Origin of the sequence: Sphingopyxis sp. (assembly GCF_025869345.1) — a bacterium.
Taxonomy (GTDB): Bacteria; Pseudomonadota; Alphaproteobacteria; order Sphingomonadales; family Sphingomonadaceae; genus Sphingopyxis.
On the sequence record NZ_JAOZVW010000097.1, the window covers coordinates 1 to 16,082 of the forward strand.

Genomic DNA, 16,082 nt, shown 5'->3' on the forward strand with positions numbered 1-16,082 from the left:
GGCGAGCGACGCCGTGGCCGCAACCCCGGAGGTTCACGCGGCGCTCGCAGGGCCCCCTCGGCTTCGCTCGGGGAAGCGGGTGGATTCGGACGCTCCGCCATTTTCTCTGAGCGTCACCGAAGCCGTCGACGCCCTCTCCGCCGCGACCCGCAGCGACGCGCCCGCGATCCTCGCGTCGCTGCTCGACCGGCTCGACGCCGACGGGCGTTATGCGCTGCTCAAGCTCGCGCTCGGCGGGATGCGCGTCGGGGTGTCGGCGCGGCTCGCGAAGCAGGCGTTTGCACAGGCGTTTGCGGTGCCCGTCGACGATGTCGAGGAGCTGTGGCACGCGATCCCGCCGCCCTATGCGCCGCTCTTCGCGTGGGGCGAGGGGAGGGCGCCGCGGCCCGATCTTGCCGACGTCGCTTTCTTCCGCCCCTTCATGCTCGCGCACCCGCTGGAGGATCGGGCGTTGGAAGGGGAAGCGATCGACTTTGACACCTTTGCAGCCGAATGGAAATGGGACGGCATCCGCGTCCAGATCGTGCGGGGTGGCGGCGAGACGCGTATCTACAGCCGCGGCGGCGAAGAGATCAGCGCTGCCTTTCCCGAACTGGTCGCGGCCTTCGATCAGGATGCGGTGATCGACGGCGAACTGCTCGTGCGCGGCGAGGTGCAGGGGGGCGAAGCCGCGAGCTTCAACGCGCTGCAACAGCGGCTCGGACGCAAGACGGTCTCGAAGAAGATGCTCGCCGACTGTCCGGCCTTCGTGCGCGTCTATGACCTGCTCGCCGTCGACGGCAATGACCTGCGCGGCCTGCCGTGGAGCGAGCGGCGGCGGCAGTTGGAGGCGTTCGTGCCGCGCCTCGCCGACAGCCATTTCGACCTGTCGCAGGTGATCGAGGCGCGCGATTTCGATCATCTGGCCGAGCTTCGCGCCGGCGCGCGCGATGCTGCGATCGAGGGGGTGATGCTGAAGCGGCGCGATGCGCCTTATGTGGCGGGCCGCCGCGCCGGGCTCTGGTACAAGTGGAAGCGCGACCCGCTCGTCGCCGATTGCGTGATGATGTATGCGCAGCGCGGCAACGGGCGGCGCGCCAGCTTCTATTCCGACTATACCTTCGGCTGCTGGAGCGACGCGGGCGAATTGCTGCCGGTGGGCAAGGCCTATTCGGGCTTCACCGACGAGGAGCTGAAATGGCTCGACAAATTCGTGCGCGACCACACGCTGAACCGCTTCGGCCCGGTGCGCGAGGTCGAGAAGTCGCTCGTGCTCGAAGTCGCCTTCGATTCGATCCATGCGTCGAAGCGCCACAAGTCCGGGCTGGCGATGCGCTTCCCGCGCATCGCGCGCATCCGCCGCGACAAGCCCGCCGAAGAGGCCGACCGGATCGCGGCGCTGCGCGCGATGGTGACCTGAGTTGAGGGCAGGGAAGGAAAAATTGCCCGCGCAGGGCTTGCAACCATCCGGCGAAGCGCCGAATTAAGGGCCTATCCAATCAGAAAATGGAGACTGCCATGACGATCGCTTTCCCGCCGCTGCCCTATGCCGAGGACGCGCTGGCGCCGCATATTTCGGCCGACACGCTCGCGACCCATCATGGCAAGCACCACAAAGCCTATGTCGACAAGACCAACGCCGCGATCGAGGGCACCGAGCTTGCCGGCAAGAGCCTCGAGGAAATCATCCACCACGCCGAAGGCGCGGGCAACAAGGGGCTGTTCAACAACAGCGCCCAGTCGTGGAACCACGCCTTCTACTGGAACAGCCTGTCGCCGAAGAAGAGCGCGCCCGCGGGCGATCTCGCCGCGGCGATCGACCGCGATTTCGGTTCGCTGGACGACCTCAAGAAGAAGCTGAAGGACACCGCGGTCAACCATTTCGCGTCGGGCTGGGCCTGGCTCGTCGCTAGGGACGGCAAGCTGTCGGTCACCGACACGCACGACGCCGGCACCGAAGTCACCGCGGGGATCAAGCCGTTGCTGGTGATCGACGTGTGGGAGCATGCCTATTACATCGACCGCAAGAATCTGCGCCCGGCCTATGTCGACGCGGTGGTCGACGAGCTGCTGAACTGGAACTTCGCCGCCGAGAATCTCGCGCGCGACGGCGCCTGGACCTATCCGGGCTGACGGTACTTCGCCGTCATCAGAGTTAAAGAGCGCGTGTCCCCGCGAAGGCGGGGACCCATCTCCGGTCGGTTCGAGACGGCACCGGCAGAAGATGGGCTCCCGCCTTCGCGGGAGCACGCGGCTCCATTAATCGGCGATAATCTTTTGCGATGTCCTATCGCCCCGGCGATGCGTCTTATATAGCGCCGCCATGACGATCAGCCTCTTCGAACTCTTCAAAATCGGTGTCGGACCTTCGAGCTCGCATACCGTCGGCCCGATGGTCGCGGCGCGCCGCTTCGCCGTCTGGCTCGATGAGCATGACCTGCTCACGAAAACCGCGCATGTCGAGGCCGACCTCTACGGCTCGCTCGCGCTGACTGGCAAGGGGCACGCCGCCGACACCGCGGTCGTCGCGGGGCTCGCCGGCGAAATCCCGGCCTCGACCAGCTTTGCCGCGATCAAGGCGCATTGGGACCGCGCGACGAGCGAGGGCTTCCTCTATCTGCTCGGTCGCCAGCGCGTCCGGTTCCAGCCGGAAAGCGACCTGCATTTCCAGATGAAGCAGCGCCAGCCCTTCCACAGCAATGCGCTCAGCTTCACCGCGCGCGGCGGCGACGGGGAAATCCTGGCGAAGCGCATGTATTTCTCGATCGGCGGCGGCTTCGTCGTCGACGAGGACGAGGCGGGGCGCAACAGCCGCGGCGCCGAGGATGAGGTGGAACTGCCCTTTCCCTTCACCTCGGGCGCCGATCTGATGGCGATGGGCGCCGCGTCGGGGAAGAGCTTTGCCGAGATGATGCTCGACAATGAACTCGTCCACCGCAGCCTTGCCGAGGTCGAGGCGGGGCTCGACGCAATCGCCGCGGCGATGGACGGTTCGATCGACGCGGGCTGTGCGAGCACCGGCGTCCTCCCCGGCGGGCTCAAGGTCAAGCGCCGCGCGCCGCAGATCGCCGCCGACATCCGTGAACGGCACGAGGCGAACCTGTCCGATCCGATGGCGATGATGGACTGGATCAACCTGTGGGCGATGGCGGTGAACGAGGAAAATGCCGCGGGCGGCAAGGTCGTCACCGCGCCCACCAACGGCGCGGCGGGGATCATCCCGGCGGTGATCCGCTATTACCGGCGCAGCTATCGCGGCGACGCGAAGGGCGTGCGCACCTTCCTGCTCGCCGCGGCCGCGGTGGGCGCGCTCTACAAGCGCAACGCCAGCATCTCGGGCGCCGAGGTCGGCTGCCAGGGCGAGGTCGGCGTCGCCTGTTCGATGGCGGCGGCGGGGCTGACCGCCGCGCTCGGCGGCACCAACGCGCAGGTCGAAAATGCCGCCGAGATCGGCATGGAGCATAACCTCGGCCTCACCTGCGACCCGATCGGCGGGCTGGTGCAGATCCCGTGCATCGAGCGCAACGCGATGGGCGCGATCAAGGCGATCGACGCCAGTCGCATCGCGATGATCGGCGACGGCACGCATGTCGTCAGCCTCGACACCGTGATCGCGACGATGCTGCAGACGGGCCGCGACATGCGGGATAAGTATAAGGAAACGTCGAAGGGCGGGCTGGCGGTTAGTGTGGTGGAATGTTGAGGGGCTACGCTTCTTTCATCGTCACCCCGGACTTGATCCGGGGTCCATTCGCGCCAGCGCCGGAATAATGGATCCCGGATCAAGTCCGGGATGACGGAGGGAAAAATAGTCGATTGCAACGTCGGCGACTCCAAGCATAATTGGCCAATGCGTTACTTCTGGCTTGCTACTGCAATCGTTCTTCTCATCGTAATGGTGAACTTCAACGCGGTAGGTGCGACCTTGAAGGTCACAATTATGCTCGCTGGCAGTATTTTCTTTGGACATTATCTTTGGGTGGGCTTCCGCACGGAAACAATGGAGGCACCAGGCGTCGGCTATCTGGCGGGGCATCGAACAGAAAACCCTATTCTCTTCTGGTTCTGCGCCACATTCAACGCGATCATGCTCATTCTCACGATCGTAGTCGCGGCAAAGCTGGCCGGCCTATAGTTCGGCCCTAAGCGGCCCCACTCCGCCGTAACGCCCCCGGCAATTCCTCGCGCAGCTTGTCGATCAGGATCGCACCTTCGGCAGCAGATGGCGCCGCTGCGGATAGACCGCCCATATTGGTTCCTCCTGCGGGCGCAGCGGGTCGAGGAGCGAGGCGAGCGCAACTCTATTTCATCGTCATCCCGGACTTGATCCGGGATCCATTGGTCCGGCGCTGGTTTGAATGGACCCCGGATCAAGTCCGGGGTGACGAAAGGGAGGGGGGTGAGAGGCGCACGACCTTTCCATTCTCGTCACCCTTAACTTGTTTCAGGGTCCATGGTCTGTCCTGTCCTTCAGCGCCGCGCTTTTTGTTTCGCACAAAGCCACAAAGCCACGAAGACGTCGCGCCGCCCGCGGAACTACATTCCTTTGCGACCGTGCGGCCAGCCGCACCGTTTATGGCGAATGAACCTGTCGGCCCAAGGCTTCTTCTTCGTGGCTTTGTGGCTTTGTGCGAAAAACAACTGGCGCCGTGCTGGCGGGATAGCGCCGGGCCATAGATGCTGAAACAAGTTCAGGGTGACGAATTGAGATGTGTCTCGCTATCGCCATCGCGAACCCGTGATAGCGTTGTCATAGCTATGCAGTCGCTCGCATCTTGCATTGCCGCCGCGTTTGCCTGATTGGGAGCGCCGAGAAGGAGACCCGCCCATGAAGACCCGCGCCGCCGTTGCGTTCGAAGCGAAGAAGCCGCTGGAGATCGTCGAACTCGACCTCGAAGGCCCGAAGGCGGGCGAGGTGCTGGTCGAGATCATGGCGACGGGCATCTGCCACACCGATGCCTATACGCTCGATGGCTTCGACAGCGAGGGTATCTTCCCGAGCGTGCTGGGGCATGAGGGCGCGGGCGTGGTGCGCGAGGTCGGTGCGGGCGTCACCAGCGTGAAGGCGGGCGACCATGTGATCCCGCTCTACACCCCCGAATGCCGCCAGTGCAAAAGCTGCCTCAGCGGCAAGACCAACCTCTGCACCGCGATCCGCGCGACGCAGGGCAAGGGGTTGATGCCCGACGGCACGACGCGCTTTTCATACAAGGGCCAGCCGATCTTCCACTATATGGGCTGCTCGACCTTCTCCAACTTCACCGTGCTGCCCGAGATTGCGGTCGCGAAGATCCGCGAGGACGCGCCGTTCCAGTCGAGCTGCTATATCGGCTGCGGCGTGACCACCGGGGTCGGCGCGGTGATCAACACCGCCAAGGTGCAGGTCGGCGACAATGTCGTCGTCTTCGGGCTCGGCGGCATCGGGCTCAACGTCATTCAGGGCGCGCGGCTTGCGGGCGCGAACCGGATCATCGGCGTCGACATCAACCCCGATCGCGAGGAATGGGGCCGCAAGTTCGGCATGACCGACTTCCTCAACTCGAAGGGCATGAGCCGCGAGGATGTCGTCGCGGCGATCGTCCAGATGACCGACGGGGGCGCCGATTACACCTTCGATGCGACGGGCAATACCGAAGTGATGCGCACCGCATTGGAGGCCTGCCACCGCGGCTGGGGCACCTCGATCATCATCGGCGTCGCCGAGGCGGGCAAGGAGATTGCGACGCGTCCCTTTCAGTTGGTCACCGGACGCAACTGGCGCGGCACCGCGTTCGGCGGCGCCAAGGGGCGCACCGACGTGCCGAAGATCGTCGACATGTATATGCAGGGCAAGATCGAGATCGACCCGATGATCACCCACGTCATGGGGCTGGAGGAGATCAACAAGGGCTTCGACCTGATGCACGCGGGGGAAAGCATCCGTAGCGTCGTGGTTTATTGATCTTTTCACCGTTCACTTTATCCGCGTCGTCATTGCGAGCGCAGCGAAGCAATCCAGAGTGTGTGTAAACCGCCCTGGATTGCTTCGCTGCGCTCGCAATGACGAAATTGCGGGAGGAAGCATTTGACCGGGCCCTATGTCCTGACCTTCAGTTGCGTCGATGCGGTGGGCATCGTGGCCGCCGTGACCGGGCTGCTCGCGGAGCGCGACGGCTTCATCCTCGACAGTCAGCAATATGCCGACCTCGGGTCGGGCCGCTTCTTCATGCGCGTCGAGTTTCGCGGCGCGGGGCCGCTCTTTCCGGAGGATTTCGCGGGCGTGCAGGCGGCGTTCGCCCCGGTCATCGCGCGCTTCGCCATGGATGCGCGGCTCAGCGATGGCGCGGTCAAGCCGCGCTTCGTCATCGCGGTGTCGCAGGGCAGCCATTGCCTCAACGATTTGCTCCACCGCTGGTCGACCGGCAATCTCGCGATCGATATCGTCGGCGTCGTCTCGAACCACGAGGCGCTGCGGCGCCTGTCGGAGTGGCATGGGGTGCCGTTCCACTATCTGCCGGTGAGCGACGCCAACCGCGCCGAACAGGAAGCGGCGATCCTCGACCTGATGGCGCGCGGGCAGGCCGACTATCTGGTGCTCGCGCGCTACATGCAGGTGCTGTCGGCCGATCTCAGCGCGAAGCTCGCGGGCCGCTGCATCAATATCCATCACAGCTTCCTGCCCGGCTTCAAGGGCGCGAAACCCTATCACCGCGCGCACGAACGCGGGGTGAAGCTGATCGGCGCGACCGCGCATTTCGTCACCGGCGACCTCGACGAGGGGCCGATCATCGAGCAGGCGGTCGAGCGCGTCGACCATCGCCAGTCGGTCGACGACCTGATCCGCACCGGCCGCGATATCGAGGCGCAGGTGCTCGCGCGCGCGGTGCGCTGGGTCGCCGAGCAAAGGGTGCTGATCGACGGGCGCAAGACACTGGTCTTCCGCTAGGATCGGCCGCGGGCTTTCGCGTTCGTCCTTTTCGGGGAATGCGGACCATTATGGCGGCTGGCCCTGATCGGCGCCGCAGGGTAGGTATCGATTCGCAACCAGAATCAGGAGGAGCGGAAACATGTATAGTCACAATATGGTCGGGTCGAACGACATGGAGGCGTCGAAGAAATTCTATGACGCGACCTTCCAGGCGATCGGCGGCAAGCCGGGGATTCAGGACGAGAAGGGCCGGCTCATCTATATGCACAATGGCGGGCTGTTCCTGGTGACCGCGCCGATCGACGGCCAGCCGGCGACCGCAGGCAACGGCTGCACCATCGGCATCGCGATGGCGAACCCCGAACAGGCCGACGCGTGGCACGCGGCGGGCGTCGAAGCCGGCGGCACCGCGATCGAAGACCCGCCGGGCGTGCGCGAGGGCAATGGCATGAAGATGTATCTTGCCTATCTGCGCGATCCCGCGGGCAACAAGCTTTGCGCGCTGCACCGGATGTAAGGACGATCATGCGCGGCGAAGCGGGTTTGATGGCGGACCTCGATGCGCTCGCCATTCCCTTCGCCGCGCATGAGCATGTCGCGGTGTTCACCGTCGCCGAGAGCGACGGGGTGAACGCCGCGATTCCGGGCGCGCATAGCAAGAATCTGTTCCTGAAGGACACGGCCGGGGCGTTCTGGCTCGTCACCGTGCCGGGCGAGGCGCGCGTCGACCTGAAGGCGCTGCCCGGCGCGATCGGCAGCAAGCGCGTGAGTTTCGGCAAGGCCGAGGATATGGACCGGCTGCTCGGCATCGCACCCGGATCGGTCACGCCGCTCGCCGCGATCAATGCGCCGCCGGGCAGCATCACGATCGTGCTCGACGCGCGGCTGGCGGCGGCCGAGCGGGTGAATGTCCATCCGCTTCGCAACACCGCGACCCTCGGGCTTGGCGGTGCAACGATACTCGACCTCTTGCGTCATTGGGGGCATCATCCTCTCGTCGCGCCCATTCCGGTTCAGGACCCCGCATGACCATCGAAACCCTCTCCACCAACCGCAGCCATGGCGGCACGCAGGGCGTCTACACGCACGCCAGCACCACCACCGGCACTGACATGACCTTCGCGGTCTTCGTTCCCGACCATGCCCCGGACGCGAAGCTGCCGGTGCTCTGGTATCTGTCGGGGCTGACCTGCACCCATGCGAATGTGATGGAGAAGGGCGAATATCGCGCCGCGTGCGCCGAACATGGCGTGATCTTCATCGCGCCCGACACCAGTCCGCGCGGCGAGGAGGTGCCCGACGATGCGGACGCTGCCTATGATTTCGGGCTCGGCGCGGGCTTTTATGTCGATGCCACGGTCGAGCCGTGGGCGAAGCATTACCGGATGCGGTCGTACGTCGAGGATGAGCTGCCGTCGCTGATCCTCCGCAACTTTGCGGACGCCGACCTGACGCGGCAGGCGATCACCGGCCATTCGATGGGCGGGCACGGCGCGCTGACCATCGGTCTGCGCAATCGGGACCGCTTCCGCTCGGTCTCGGCCTTCTCGCCGATCGTCGCGCCGTCGCGCTGCCCGTGGGGCGAGAAGGCGCTCGGCGGCTATCTCGGCGACGACCGCGAGGATTGGCAGGCCTATGACGCCTGCGCGCTGCTCGATCAGGGACTGCGCGTGCCCGACCTGCTCGTCGATCAGGGCGAGGCCGACAATTTCCTCGCCGAACAACTCAAGACCGAACTGCTGGTCGAGGCGTGCGAGCGCGCGGGGCAGAAGGCCGAAATCCGTATGCAGCCGGGATACGACCACAGCTATTATTTCATCTCGACCTTCATGGCCGAGCATGTGGCGTGGCACGCGGAGCGGTTGAAGGCGTAGGCTGCCGCGGAAGAAGCATCGTGTCCCCGCGAAGGCGGGGACCCATCACCCGCCGGCTCCATCTTGCGCCGACCGGAGATGGCCCCCCGCCTTCGCGGGGGAACGGCCTGTTATTGACGATTTTGTGCGAGCTATTCCGGAATCAGCAAGCTGGACCCCGTCGTCCGCCCCGCCTCCAGGTCGGCGTGCGCGCGCGCCGCGTCCTGCAGGCCATAGCGCTGCCCGATGCTGATCTTCACCGCGCCGCTTTCGATCATCTCGAACACCCGCGCCGCGCCGGCGGCGCGTTCGCCGGGCAGGTGATAATAATCGAACAGCGTCGGCCGGGTGACGAATTGCGACCCATGCTGCGCGAGGATGCCGAGGTTGACTCCGGTCACCGGCCCGCCGGCATTGCCGTAGCTGACGATCAGCCCGCGCCGCGCGGTGGCCTTGAGCGACGTCGCCCAGGTCGCCATGCCGATGCCATCGAAAGTGACGGGGACGCCCTGGCCGTCGGTGATCTCGCGGACATGCGCCGCGACATCGTCCTGCTTGTAGCGAATGACATGGTCGGCGCCCGCCTCGCGCGCCGCTTGCTCTTTCGCTTCGGTGCTGACGGTGCCGATCACCGTCGCGCCGATCGCTTTCAGCCACTGGACGAGGATCAGCCCGACCCCGCCCGCGGCGGCGTGGACGAGCACCGGCCAGCCCGCCTCGACCTTCGCGCATCGTTCGACGAGCATCTCCACCGTGCAGGCCTTGAGCAAGGCCGCGGCGGCGGTGTCGTCGTCGATGGCGGCGGGGAGTTTGAACAGCGACGCGGCGGGGACGATCCGCGCGCTCGCATAAGCATTGCGCTGCGGACCGAAGGTCGCGACGCGGTCGCCGGGCTGGAGGCCGTGGACGTCGGCGCTGACCGCGACGACCTCACCCGCCGCCTCGACCCCGAGCCCGCCCGGAAGCTCGATCGGATAGGTGCCGTCGCGGTGATAAGTGTCGATATAGTTCAGACCGACCGCGGTCTGGCGCACGAGCACCTGGCCGGGGCCCGGGTCACCCAGCGTGACCTCGCGCCAGTCGATGACCTCGGGTCCGCCCTGCGTTTCGATAAAGGCTTCGATTGCCTGCACGGCCGCTCTCCTGCTGGTGCAGCCCATCTGGGGCGCGCGAACAGGTGGCGCAAGGGTCGATGCGATATAAGCCCCTCCTCTTCAGAGGAGGGGTTGGGGGTGGTGGACGCCGATGCGGAAGCACCACCCCGCTGCGACTAGGTCCGGCTTCGCCGAACCAAGTCTCGCTGCCCCTCCTCTGAAGAGGAGGGGGTAGGGTCAGCGGGGTGAGCGCGGCTTGCCCTTGCCGAAGGGCTTGGCCTTGAACCCGCCGGGCTTGCCATGGGGGCCCCGCGGCCCGTCGCCGCGCGGACCGTTGTCGCGAGGGGCGCCGTGACGCGGCCCGCCCTTGTGCGCCCCCTTCTCGCGCCGCGGCGGATAGGTCGCGCCGCCGGGCGCCGGGGTGATCGCGACGCCGCTGTCGTCCTCGCCGTCCTGATTGGCGGTGCGCATCACCGCCTCGGCGAAGCGGTCGGCGATGGCGAGCGGGATGTTGAACAAGGTTTCCGACGGCCCGATGCGGATCGCGCCGATCTCGTGCTTCGTCACATGGCCGCGGCGGCAGAGGAGGGGGAGAATCCAGCGCGGGTCGGCGTTCTGGCGGCGGCCGATGTTGAGCTTGAACCAGACGCTGTCGTCGAACTGGTCGCGGCGCTCGCCGCGTTCGGCCCGATCATCGCGTTCGAAACGTTCGCCGCGCTCGGGGCGTTCGGGCCGTTCGCCGCGTGCGCGCGGGCCGGCGTCGATCAGATCCTCGGGCGGCGGCATCGTCGCCCGGTGCGCGCGAACGAGCGCGGCGGCGATGTCCTCCGCGCTGCGTTCGGCGAGCAGGCGCTGGCCGAGCTCGATGTCTTCGGGCTCATGCTCCTGCGGCGCGAGCAGCTTTTCGATCAGCCGCTCCTGATCGCGTGCGTTGACGTCGGCCGCGGTCGGCGCGTTCATCCACTCGGCGGTGATGCGCGCGCCGCGCAGCATCCCGTCGACGCGGCGGCGGCGCGGATAGGGGACGATCAGCACCGCGGTGCCCTTCTTTCCCGCGCGCCCGGTGCGGCCCGAGCGGTGCTGGAGCGTTTCGGCGTCGCGCGGGATCTCGACATGGATGACGAGGCTCAGGCTCGGCAGGTCGATGCCGCGCGCGGCGACGTCGGTCGCGACGCACACTCTGGCTCGACGGTCGCGCAGCGCCTGCAGCGCATGGTTGCGCTCGTTCTGGCTATGCTCGCCCGACAGCGCGACCGCCGCGAAGCCGCGATTGACCAGCCGCGCGTGAAGGCGGCGGACATTGTCGCGCGTCGCGCAGAACAGCATCGCCGTGTCGGGCTCGTGCAGGCGTAAGAGGTTGATCACCGCGCCCTCAATGTCGGCGGGGGCGACGGTCACGACCTGATAGGCGATGTCGCCATGGCCGCGATCCTCGCCGACCGTCGAGATGCGCAGCGCATTGTTCTGATAGCGCTTGGCAAGCTGCGCGATCGGCTTCGGGATCGTCGCCGAGAAGAGCAGGGTGCGGCGCGTTCCGGGGGTCGCGTCGAGAATTTCTTCGAGGTCTTCGCGAAAGCCCATGTCGAGCATTTCGTCGGCCTCGTCGAGCACCGCGACGCGCAAGGATTCGAGGTCGAGCGCGCCGCGTTCGAGATGGTCGCGCAGGCGGCCGGGGGTGCCGACGACGATATGCACGCCCTGGTTGAGGTTGCGGCGCTCGCGGCTTGCGTCCATGCCGCCGACGCAGGTCGCGATGCGCGCCCCGGCCTTGGCGTAAAGCCAGCTTAGTTCGCGGCTGACCTGCAGCGCAAGTTCGCGCGTCGGCGCGACGATCAGCGCGAGCGGCGCCGCCGCGAAGGGCAGGCGGCCCTCCTCAAGCAGTTCGTCGGCCATCGCGAGGCCGAAGGCGACGGTCTTGCCCGACCCGGTCTGCGCGGAGACGAGCAGGTCGCGGCCGCGCGCTTCGGCCTCGACGACCTGCGCCTGGACGGGGGTCAGCGCCTCATAGCCGCGCGCGGTGAGGGCGTCCGCAAGGACGGGCGAAAGATGATCGAAAGCCATTATATTCTTCTTCTGTGGTAGTCGTCACCCCGGACTTGATCCGGGGTCCATTCATCACTTCGTGGCGAGTGCCGAATGGATGCCGGATCAAGTCCGGCATGACGATGGATTACAATATGTTTCCTAAAGGGCCTGGCCTGCCGCATGTCCGCTGGCCCAGGCCCATTGAAAATTATAGCCGCCCAGCCACCCGGTGACGTCCACGGCTTCGCCGATCGCATAGAGCCCCGGAACGCTTTTGGCCATCATTGTTTGCGACGAGAGGCCGGCGGTCGCGATTCCGCCGACGGTGACCTCGGCCTTGGCGAAGCCTTCGGTGCCGCCCGGGTGAAATATCCAGCGCCTGAGCCGCGCCTCGGCGTCGGCGAGCTTGCGGTCGGTCTGGGCGCCGAGTTCGCCGGGGAGCGCAAGGCGGCCCGCGAGCGTCTGCGCCAGCCGGTCGGGCAGCGGCAGCGCCGCGGCGAGGGTGGCGCGCGGGCGGGCGCGCTTGGCTTCGGTCAGCCAGCCCGGCGAGGCGTCGGGGAGGAAATCGATCATCACCGGTTCGCCGTGCCGCCAATAGCTGCTGATCTGGAGGATCGCGGGACCGGACAGGCCCTTGTGGGTGAAGAGCGCGGCCTCGCGGAATGCCGCCTTGCCCGCGCGCGCCTCGACCGGGGTCGCGACGCCCGAGAGGTCGCGAAACAGCACATCCTCGCCGCCGAGCGTCAGCGGGACGAGCGCGGGTCGCGGCTCGACGACTTTGAGGCCGAAGCGGCGCGCGAGGTCATAGGCGAAGCCGGTCGCGCCCATCTTCGGAATCGAGGGGCCGCCGGTGGCGAGGACAAGATTGGCGGCGGTGAAGCGGAAAGTGCCGAAGGTGCCACTGAATACGCTGTCCGCATGGCCGATTTCGCCCACGGTCTGGCCGCAGCGGATGTCGACATGGCCCTTCGCCGCTTCTTCGAGCAACATCGCGACGATCTGTTTCGCCGAGCCATCGCAGAAGAGCTGACCCAATGTTTTCTCGTGCCAGGCGATGCCGTAGCGCTCGACGAGCGCGATAAAATCGGCGGGGGTATAGCGTGCGAGCGCCGACTTGGCGAAGTGCGGGTTCGCCGAGATGTAGCGGTCGGGGGCGGTGTGGATGTTGGTGAAGTTGCAGCGCCCGCCGCCCGAAATCAGGATTTTCTTCCCCACCTGCTCGGCATGGTCGAGCAGCAGGACGCGCTTGCCGCGCTGTCCCGCGACCGCGGCGCACATCAGCCCGGCCGCGCCGGCGCCCAGCACGACGGCATCATAATCGGAAGCGGTCATTGGACGATCAGCGCAGCTTCGCGATCGACAGCCCATCGGCCTTGGCGCGGATCTTCACCGATTCCTCGCTGCGCGTCAGCGCCTTGGCGATGGCTTTGAGCGCCATGCCTTTCTTTGCGAGCGTGTGGAGCTTGTCGATTTCGGCGGCGGTCCACGGCTGTTTATGGCGTTCGAACTTGTCCTTCATGCGTTCGCCTCCGGATCGGCATCGGCGGCAAGGACGGTGATCGCGTCCTCGCGGCCTTGAAATTCCACGGTGTCGCCAACTTCGGCGCCCATCAGGGCGCGGCCGAGCGGCGCGGTGAAAGCGATCAGCCCCGCTGCGGGGTCGGCCTCGTCATGGCCGACGATCGTCACCGCGCGCTCGGCGCCGTTCAGCCTGTAGCGCACCCGGCTGCCGATGCCGACGATGCAGGCGGCGGGCGCGTCCTGCACCTCGGCGGTCGCGTGGCGGGTGCCGGCATAGCGCAGGCGGCGCAGCAGTTTCTTGCGCGCTTCCTCTTCGCTTGTCGCGGCGACGGCGGCTTCGAGGCGCGCAACCTCCTCGGCGAGCAGGCGGGCGCCGCGCGGCGTGACGAGGTTCGGCCCCACCGGGATCGGCCATTCGAAGGCCGGCTCCATATGTTCGTCGTCGCTCTCGCGGCGGAAGGCTACGCTCATCGTCTCTCTCGTCGGGAAGGAAAGCGTGCCTGTTGCACCGCGAAGGTGGCGACAAGATGGCGCGAAATTTCCTCCCGCGCGTAACCGCGGCGGCGATGCCCGCGAACCGGCAGGCGATGCCCTTTGCCGCGATCCTTGATAGAGTGCCCCGATGAGCCCCGACGAACCGTCGCTTGCGCGCCTGATGGCTGCCTCGCAGCGCGGGGATCGCGCGGCCTATCGCGCGCTGCTGAGCGATTGCCGTACATGGCTGCTCCGCTATTTCGCGCGCCGCATCGCGCCGCACCAGATCGACGATCTGGTGCAGGAAACGCTCGTGTCGCTGCACCGCAAGCTTGCGACCTGGGACAGCGGGCGTCCCTTCCTGCCGTGGCTCGCGGCGATCGCGCGCTATCGCTGGATCGACGCGCTTCGCCGCCAGCGCGACGAGGCCGAGCTTGGCGACCATGACGCGGCGGTCGCGGCGGAGGACGAGGCGGTCCACGCGCGGCTCAGCCTCGACCATCTGCTGACGCGGCTGCCGCCGGGGCAGGCGCAGGCGATCACGTTGGTCAAGATCGAGGGCGCCTCGATCGCCGAGGCAGCGAATATCAGCGGCCAGAGCGAGTCGCTGGTCAAAGTGAACATCCATCGCGGGCTGAAGACGCTCGCGGGACTGGTGGAAAGCGAGTGAGATGAACGACGCGTCGATCGACGAGCTGATCGAGGGGCTGGCGGGTGCGCTGAAACCCGTGCGCCCGCGGCGCGTGCTGCGCGGCGGGCTGTGGGTCGCAGCGGGCTGGGTCGCGGGCGGCGCGCTGCTGCTCTGGCTGTTCGGGATGCGTCACGACCTCGCCGCAGGGGAGGCGATGGCGCCGCTGCCGATGCTCGCCTTCTGGCTGATCGTCGCGCTGGCGCTCGCCGCGAGCTGGAGCGCGCTGCGCATGGGATTGCCCGGCGTCGGGCGCGACTATGGCGGCTGGCGCTGGGCCGGGCTTGCCGCGCTGGCGCTGCCGCTGACCGCGCTGATCATCGGCCTGGGCGACAGTCACGGCGCGTTGACCGAAATGCGGCCCGATCATGGCATGCGCTGCACGCTCGACGGACTGATCGCCGGGGTCGGCGTCGGGGCCGCGCTGTTCGCCTGGCTGAAAGGCGGCGCGCCGACATCGCCCGCGCGCGCCGGCTGGGTCGTCGGCATCGCCGCGGGGGCGGCGGGCGCCGCGGCGGTCGCGCTCCGCTGCTCTTCGAACGACATGATCCATATCGCGCTCTGGCACGGGCTCGCCATCCCGCTGTGGGCCGTCGCCGGGCGGGTGTTGCTCGCGCCGCTGCTCCGCTGGTAGGTGGACAAGTCCTTCTCCCTGTGTTAATCAAGTAACACACGAGAAAAGAATGAGCGGAGAATGACGATGCGAAACTGGACGATAGCGGTTCTGCCGCTGGCTCTCGCCATGACGGTGTCGGCGTGCGGCCACGAAGGAACGGGCGACGGCAAGGATGCCAGGCGGACGGTCGCGTCCGGCCCGGCGACGACGCAGAGCTTCGACCTCAAGGGCTTCACCGGCGTCAAGGTCACCGGCCCCGACGATGTCACCATCCGCCAGGGCGACGCCTTCTCGATCAGCGCCAGGGGCCCGCAGGCCGAGCTCGACGAGCTGGAGATCGTGCTCGACGGATCGACGCTGTCGATCGGCCGCAAGCGCGAAGGCTTCAGCTTCACCCGCCACGACAGCAAAGGGGTCGAGATCAGCATCACCATGCCGAAGCTGCAGGCGCTGAAGCTGACCGGATCGGGATCGATCGACGCCGACACGCTGGCCGCCGACGCGGCGACGCTCGACGTCACCGGCTCGGGCGACCTCAGCGTCGCGAAGCTGACCGCGAAGAGCGCCGACCTCGACGTTTCGGGATCGGGCAATATCGAGGTCAAGGGCGGCGCGATCGACAGCGGCGATTTTGGCGTCACCGGATCGGGCGACATCGACGCCGAAGGGCTGGTCGCGCAGACGCTCGCGGTGTCGATCACCGGATCGGGCGACGTCGACGCGCAGGCGACCGCGAGCGCCGACATCAAGATTCTCGGCTCGGGCGATGCGACGATCGGCGGCGGCGGCAAATGCTCGACGCATGCGATGGGATCGGGGACCGCGACCTGCAGGTAGGTCGCTCGCGTTCAAACATTGTGTGTCCCCGCGAAGGCGGGGACCCATCTCCGGTCGGTTCCACCTTGCACCGGCCGGAGATGGACCC

Annotated in this window: 17 protein-coding genes and 1 pseudogene; 12 read left to right on the top strand and 6 right to left on the bottom strand. The window is 67.0% G+C overall.

The window, feature by feature from the left end; translation table 11 throughout:
- The 4 genes from OJI97_RS10205 to OJI97_RS10220 form a co-directional block, all read left to right on the top strand.
- Positions 1-1,399, top strand: a 1,399-nt coding sequence (locus OJI97_RS10205) for a cisplatin damage response ATP-dependent DNA ligase (RefSeq protein WP_297663177.1), incomplete at its 5' end; no start/stop codon positions are given.
- Between the two features lie 98 nt (positions 1,400-1,497).
- The gene (locus OJI97_RS10210) at positions 1,498-2,112 is read left to right on the top strand and encodes a superoxide dismutase (protein WP_297663179.1); all 615 of its coding nucleotides are present in this window, start codon (positions 1,498-1,500) and stop codon (positions 2,110-2,112) included.
- A gap of 190 nt (positions 2,113-2,302) precedes the next feature.
- Positions 2,303-3,682, top strand: coding sequence for an L-serine ammonia-lyase (locus OJI97_RS10215; protein ID WP_297663181.1), 1,380 nt, complete (start codon positions 2,303-2,305; stop codon positions 3,680-3,682).
- 147 nt (positions 3,683-3,829) lie between these two features.
- Entirely contained in the window at positions 3,830-4,114 is a 285-nt protein-coding gene (locus tag OJI97_RS10220; RefSeq protein ID WP_297663183.1) for a hypothetical protein, read from the top strand.
- A 7-nt stretch (positions 4,115-4,121) separates the two neighbouring features.
- On the opposite strand, the pseudogene OJI97_RS10225 reads toward OJI97_RS10220, so the two are convergent.
- Positions 4,122-4,264 (bottom strand): annotated as a pseudogene (locus OJI97_RS10225) (LysR family transcriptional regulator); the annotation flags it as partial.
- A gap of 543 nt (positions 4,265-4,807) precedes the next feature.
- Between OJI97_RS10225 and OJI97_RS10230 the strand changes: the two are divergent.
- The 5 genes from OJI97_RS10230 (at position 4,808) to fghA (ending at position 8,760) form a co-directional block, all read left to right on the top strand.
- Positions 4,808-5,920: an S-(hydroxymethyl)glutathione dehydrogenase/class III alcohol dehydrogenase gene (locus OJI97_RS10230; RefSeq protein WP_297663185.1), complete on the top strand. Its 1,113-nt coding sequence runs from the start codon at positions 4,808-4,810 to the stop codon at positions 5,918-5,920.
- A 123-nt stretch (positions 5,921-6,043) separates the two neighbouring features.
- Entirely contained in the window at positions 6,044-6,904 is an 861-nt protein-coding gene (gene purU, locus OJI97_RS10235; RefSeq protein ID WP_297663187.1) for a formyltetrahydrofolate deformylase, read from the top strand.
- 121 nt (positions 6,905-7,025) lie between these two features.
- Positions 7,026-7,403 (top strand): VOC family protein, encoded by a 378-nt coding sequence (locus OJI97_RS10240; protein ID WP_257548009.1) that lies wholly within the window; start codon positions 7,026-7,028, stop codon positions 7,401-7,403.
- Positions 7,404-7,432: 29 nt separating this feature from the next.
- On the top strand, positions 7,433-7,915 hold the full coding sequence (locus tag OJI97_RS10245; RefSeq protein WP_367184764.1) for a prolyl-tRNA synthetase associated domain-containing protein: 483 nt from the start codon (positions 7,433-7,435) through the stop codon (positions 7,913-7,915).
- On the top strand, positions 7,912-8,760 hold the full coding sequence (fghA, locus tag OJI97_RS10250) for an S-formylglutathione hydrolase (protein ID WP_297663192.1): 849 nt from the start codon (positions 7,912-7,914) through the stop codon (positions 8,758-8,760). The genes OJI97_RS10245 and fghA overlap by 4 nt, the downstream gene beginning before the upstream one ends.
- A gap of 131 nt (positions 8,761-8,891) precedes the next feature.
- Here fghA and OJI97_RS10255 read toward each other — a convergent pair whose 3' ends face one another.
- The 5 genes from OJI97_RS10255 to OJI97_RS10275 form a co-directional block, all read right to left on the bottom strand.
- Positions 8,892-9,872: a quinone oxidoreductase gene (locus OJI97_RS10255; protein WP_297663193.1), complete on the bottom strand. Its 981-nt coding sequence runs from the start codon at positions 9,870-9,872 to the stop codon at positions 8,892-8,894.
- Between the two features lie 198 nt (positions 9,873-10,070).
- Positions 10,071-11,894, bottom strand: a complete 1,824-nt coding sequence (locus tag OJI97_RS10260) for a DEAD/DEAH box helicase (RefSeq protein WP_297663194.1) — start codon at positions 11,892-11,894, stop codon at positions 10,071-10,073.
- Positions 11,895-12,017: 123 nt separating this feature from the next.
- Positions 12,018-13,190, bottom strand: coding sequence for an NAD(P)/FAD-dependent oxidoreductase (locus tag OJI97_RS10265; protein WP_297663196.1), 1,173 nt, complete (start codon positions 13,188-13,190; stop codon positions 12,018-12,020).
- Between the two features lie 7 nt (positions 13,191-13,197).
- Positions 13,198-13,377, bottom strand: a complete 180-nt coding sequence (locus tag OJI97_RS10270; RefSeq protein WP_003052619.1) for a hypothetical protein — start codon at positions 13,375-13,377, stop codon at positions 13,198-13,200.
- Positions 13,374-13,850 carry a GreA/GreB family elongation factor gene (locus OJI97_RS10275; protein WP_297663199.1) on the bottom strand — a complete coding sequence of 159 codons (477 nt, stop codon included), beginning with the start codon at positions 13,848-13,850 and terminating at the stop codon, positions 13,374-13,376. Before OJI97_RS10275 ends, OJI97_RS10270 begins: the two co-directional genes overlap by 4 nt.
- Positions 13,851-14,001: 151 nt before the next feature.
- Here OJI97_RS10275 and OJI97_RS10280 point away from each other — a divergent pair, with 151 nt between their 5' ends.
- From OJI97_RS10280 to OJI97_RS10290, 3 genes are read left to right on the top strand one after another with little or no spacing between them, the layout of a single operon-like run.
- Positions 14,002-14,523, top strand: a complete 522-nt coding sequence (locus OJI97_RS10280; RefSeq protein ID WP_297663201.1) for a sigma-70 family RNA polymerase sigma factor — start codon at positions 14,002-14,004, stop codon at positions 14,521-14,523.
- A gap of 1 nt (position 14,524) precedes the next feature.
- Positions 14,525-15,175, top strand: a complete 651-nt coding sequence (locus OJI97_RS10285) for an NrsF family protein (RefSeq protein ID WP_297663202.1) — start codon at positions 14,525-14,527, stop codon at positions 15,173-15,175.
- A gap of 60 nt (positions 15,176-15,235) precedes the next feature.
- The gene (locus OJI97_RS10290; protein ID WP_297663204.1) at positions 15,236-15,994 is read left to right on the top strand and encodes a head GIN domain-containing protein; all 759 of its coding nucleotides are present in this window, start codon (positions 15,236-15,238) and stop codon (positions 15,992-15,994) included.
- Positions 15,995-16,082 lie beyond the last annotated feature (88 nt).

What these genes read in the sequence shown, in the direction of transcription:
- OJI97_RS10210 (WP_297663179.1), top strand. Translation starts at nt 1,498, where the DNA reads ATGACGATCGCTTTCCCGCCGCTGCCCTATGCCGAGGACGCGCTGGCG.
- OJI97_RS10215 (WP_297663181.1), top strand. Translation starts at nt 2,303, where the DNA reads ATGACGATCAGCCTCTTCGAACTCTTCAAAATCGGTGTCGGACCTTCG.
- OJI97_RS10220 (WP_297663183.1), top strand. Translation starts at nt 3,830, where the DNA reads ATGCGTTACTTCTGGCTTGCTACTGCAATCGTTCTTCTCATCGTAATG.
- OJI97_RS10230 (WP_297663185.1), top strand. Translation starts at nt 4,808, where the DNA reads ATGAAGACCCGCGCCGCCGTTGCGTTCGAAGCGAAGAAGCCGCTGGAG.
- OJI97_RS10240 (WP_257548009.1), top strand. Translation starts at nt 7,026, where the DNA reads ATGTATAGTCACAATATGGTCGGGTCGAACGACATGGAGGCGTCGAAG.
- OJI97_RS10245 (WP_367184764.1), top strand. Translation starts at nt 7,433, where the DNA reads ATGGCGGACCTCGATGCGCTCGCCATTCCCTTCGCCGCGCATGAGCAT.
- fghA (WP_297663192.1), top strand. Translation starts at nt 7,912, where the DNA reads ATGACCATCGAAACCCTCTCCACCAACCGCAGCCATGGCGGCACGCAG.
- OJI97_RS10260 (WP_297663194.1), bottom strand. Translation starts at nt 11,894, where the DNA reads ATGGCTTTCGATCATCTTTCGCCCGTCCTTGCGGACGCCCTCACCGCG.
- OJI97_RS10265 (WP_297663196.1), bottom strand. Translation starts at nt 13,190, where the DNA reads ATGACCGCTTCCGATTATGATGCCGTCGTGCTGGGCGCCGGCGCGGCC.
- OJI97_RS10270 (WP_003052619.1), bottom strand. Translation starts at nt 13,377, where the DNA reads ATGAAGGACAAGTTCGAACGCCATAAACAGCCGTGGACCGCCGCCGAA.
- OJI97_RS10275 (WP_297663199.1), bottom strand. Translation starts at nt 13,850, where the DNA reads ATGAGCGTAGCCTTCCGCCGCGAGAGCGACGACGAACATATGGAGCCG.
- OJI97_RS10280 (WP_297663201.1), top strand. Translation starts at nt 14,002, where the DNA reads ATGAGCCCCGACGAACCGTCGCTTGCGCGCCTGATGGCTGCCTCGCAG.
- OJI97_RS10285 (WP_297663202.1), top strand. Translation starts at nt 14,525, where the DNA reads ATGAACGACGCGTCGATCGACGAGCTGATCGAGGGGCTGGCGGGTGCG.
- OJI97_RS10290 (WP_297663204.1), top strand. Translation starts at nt 15,236, where the DNA reads ATGACGATGCGAAACTGGACGATAGCGGTTCTGCCGCTGGCTCTCGCC.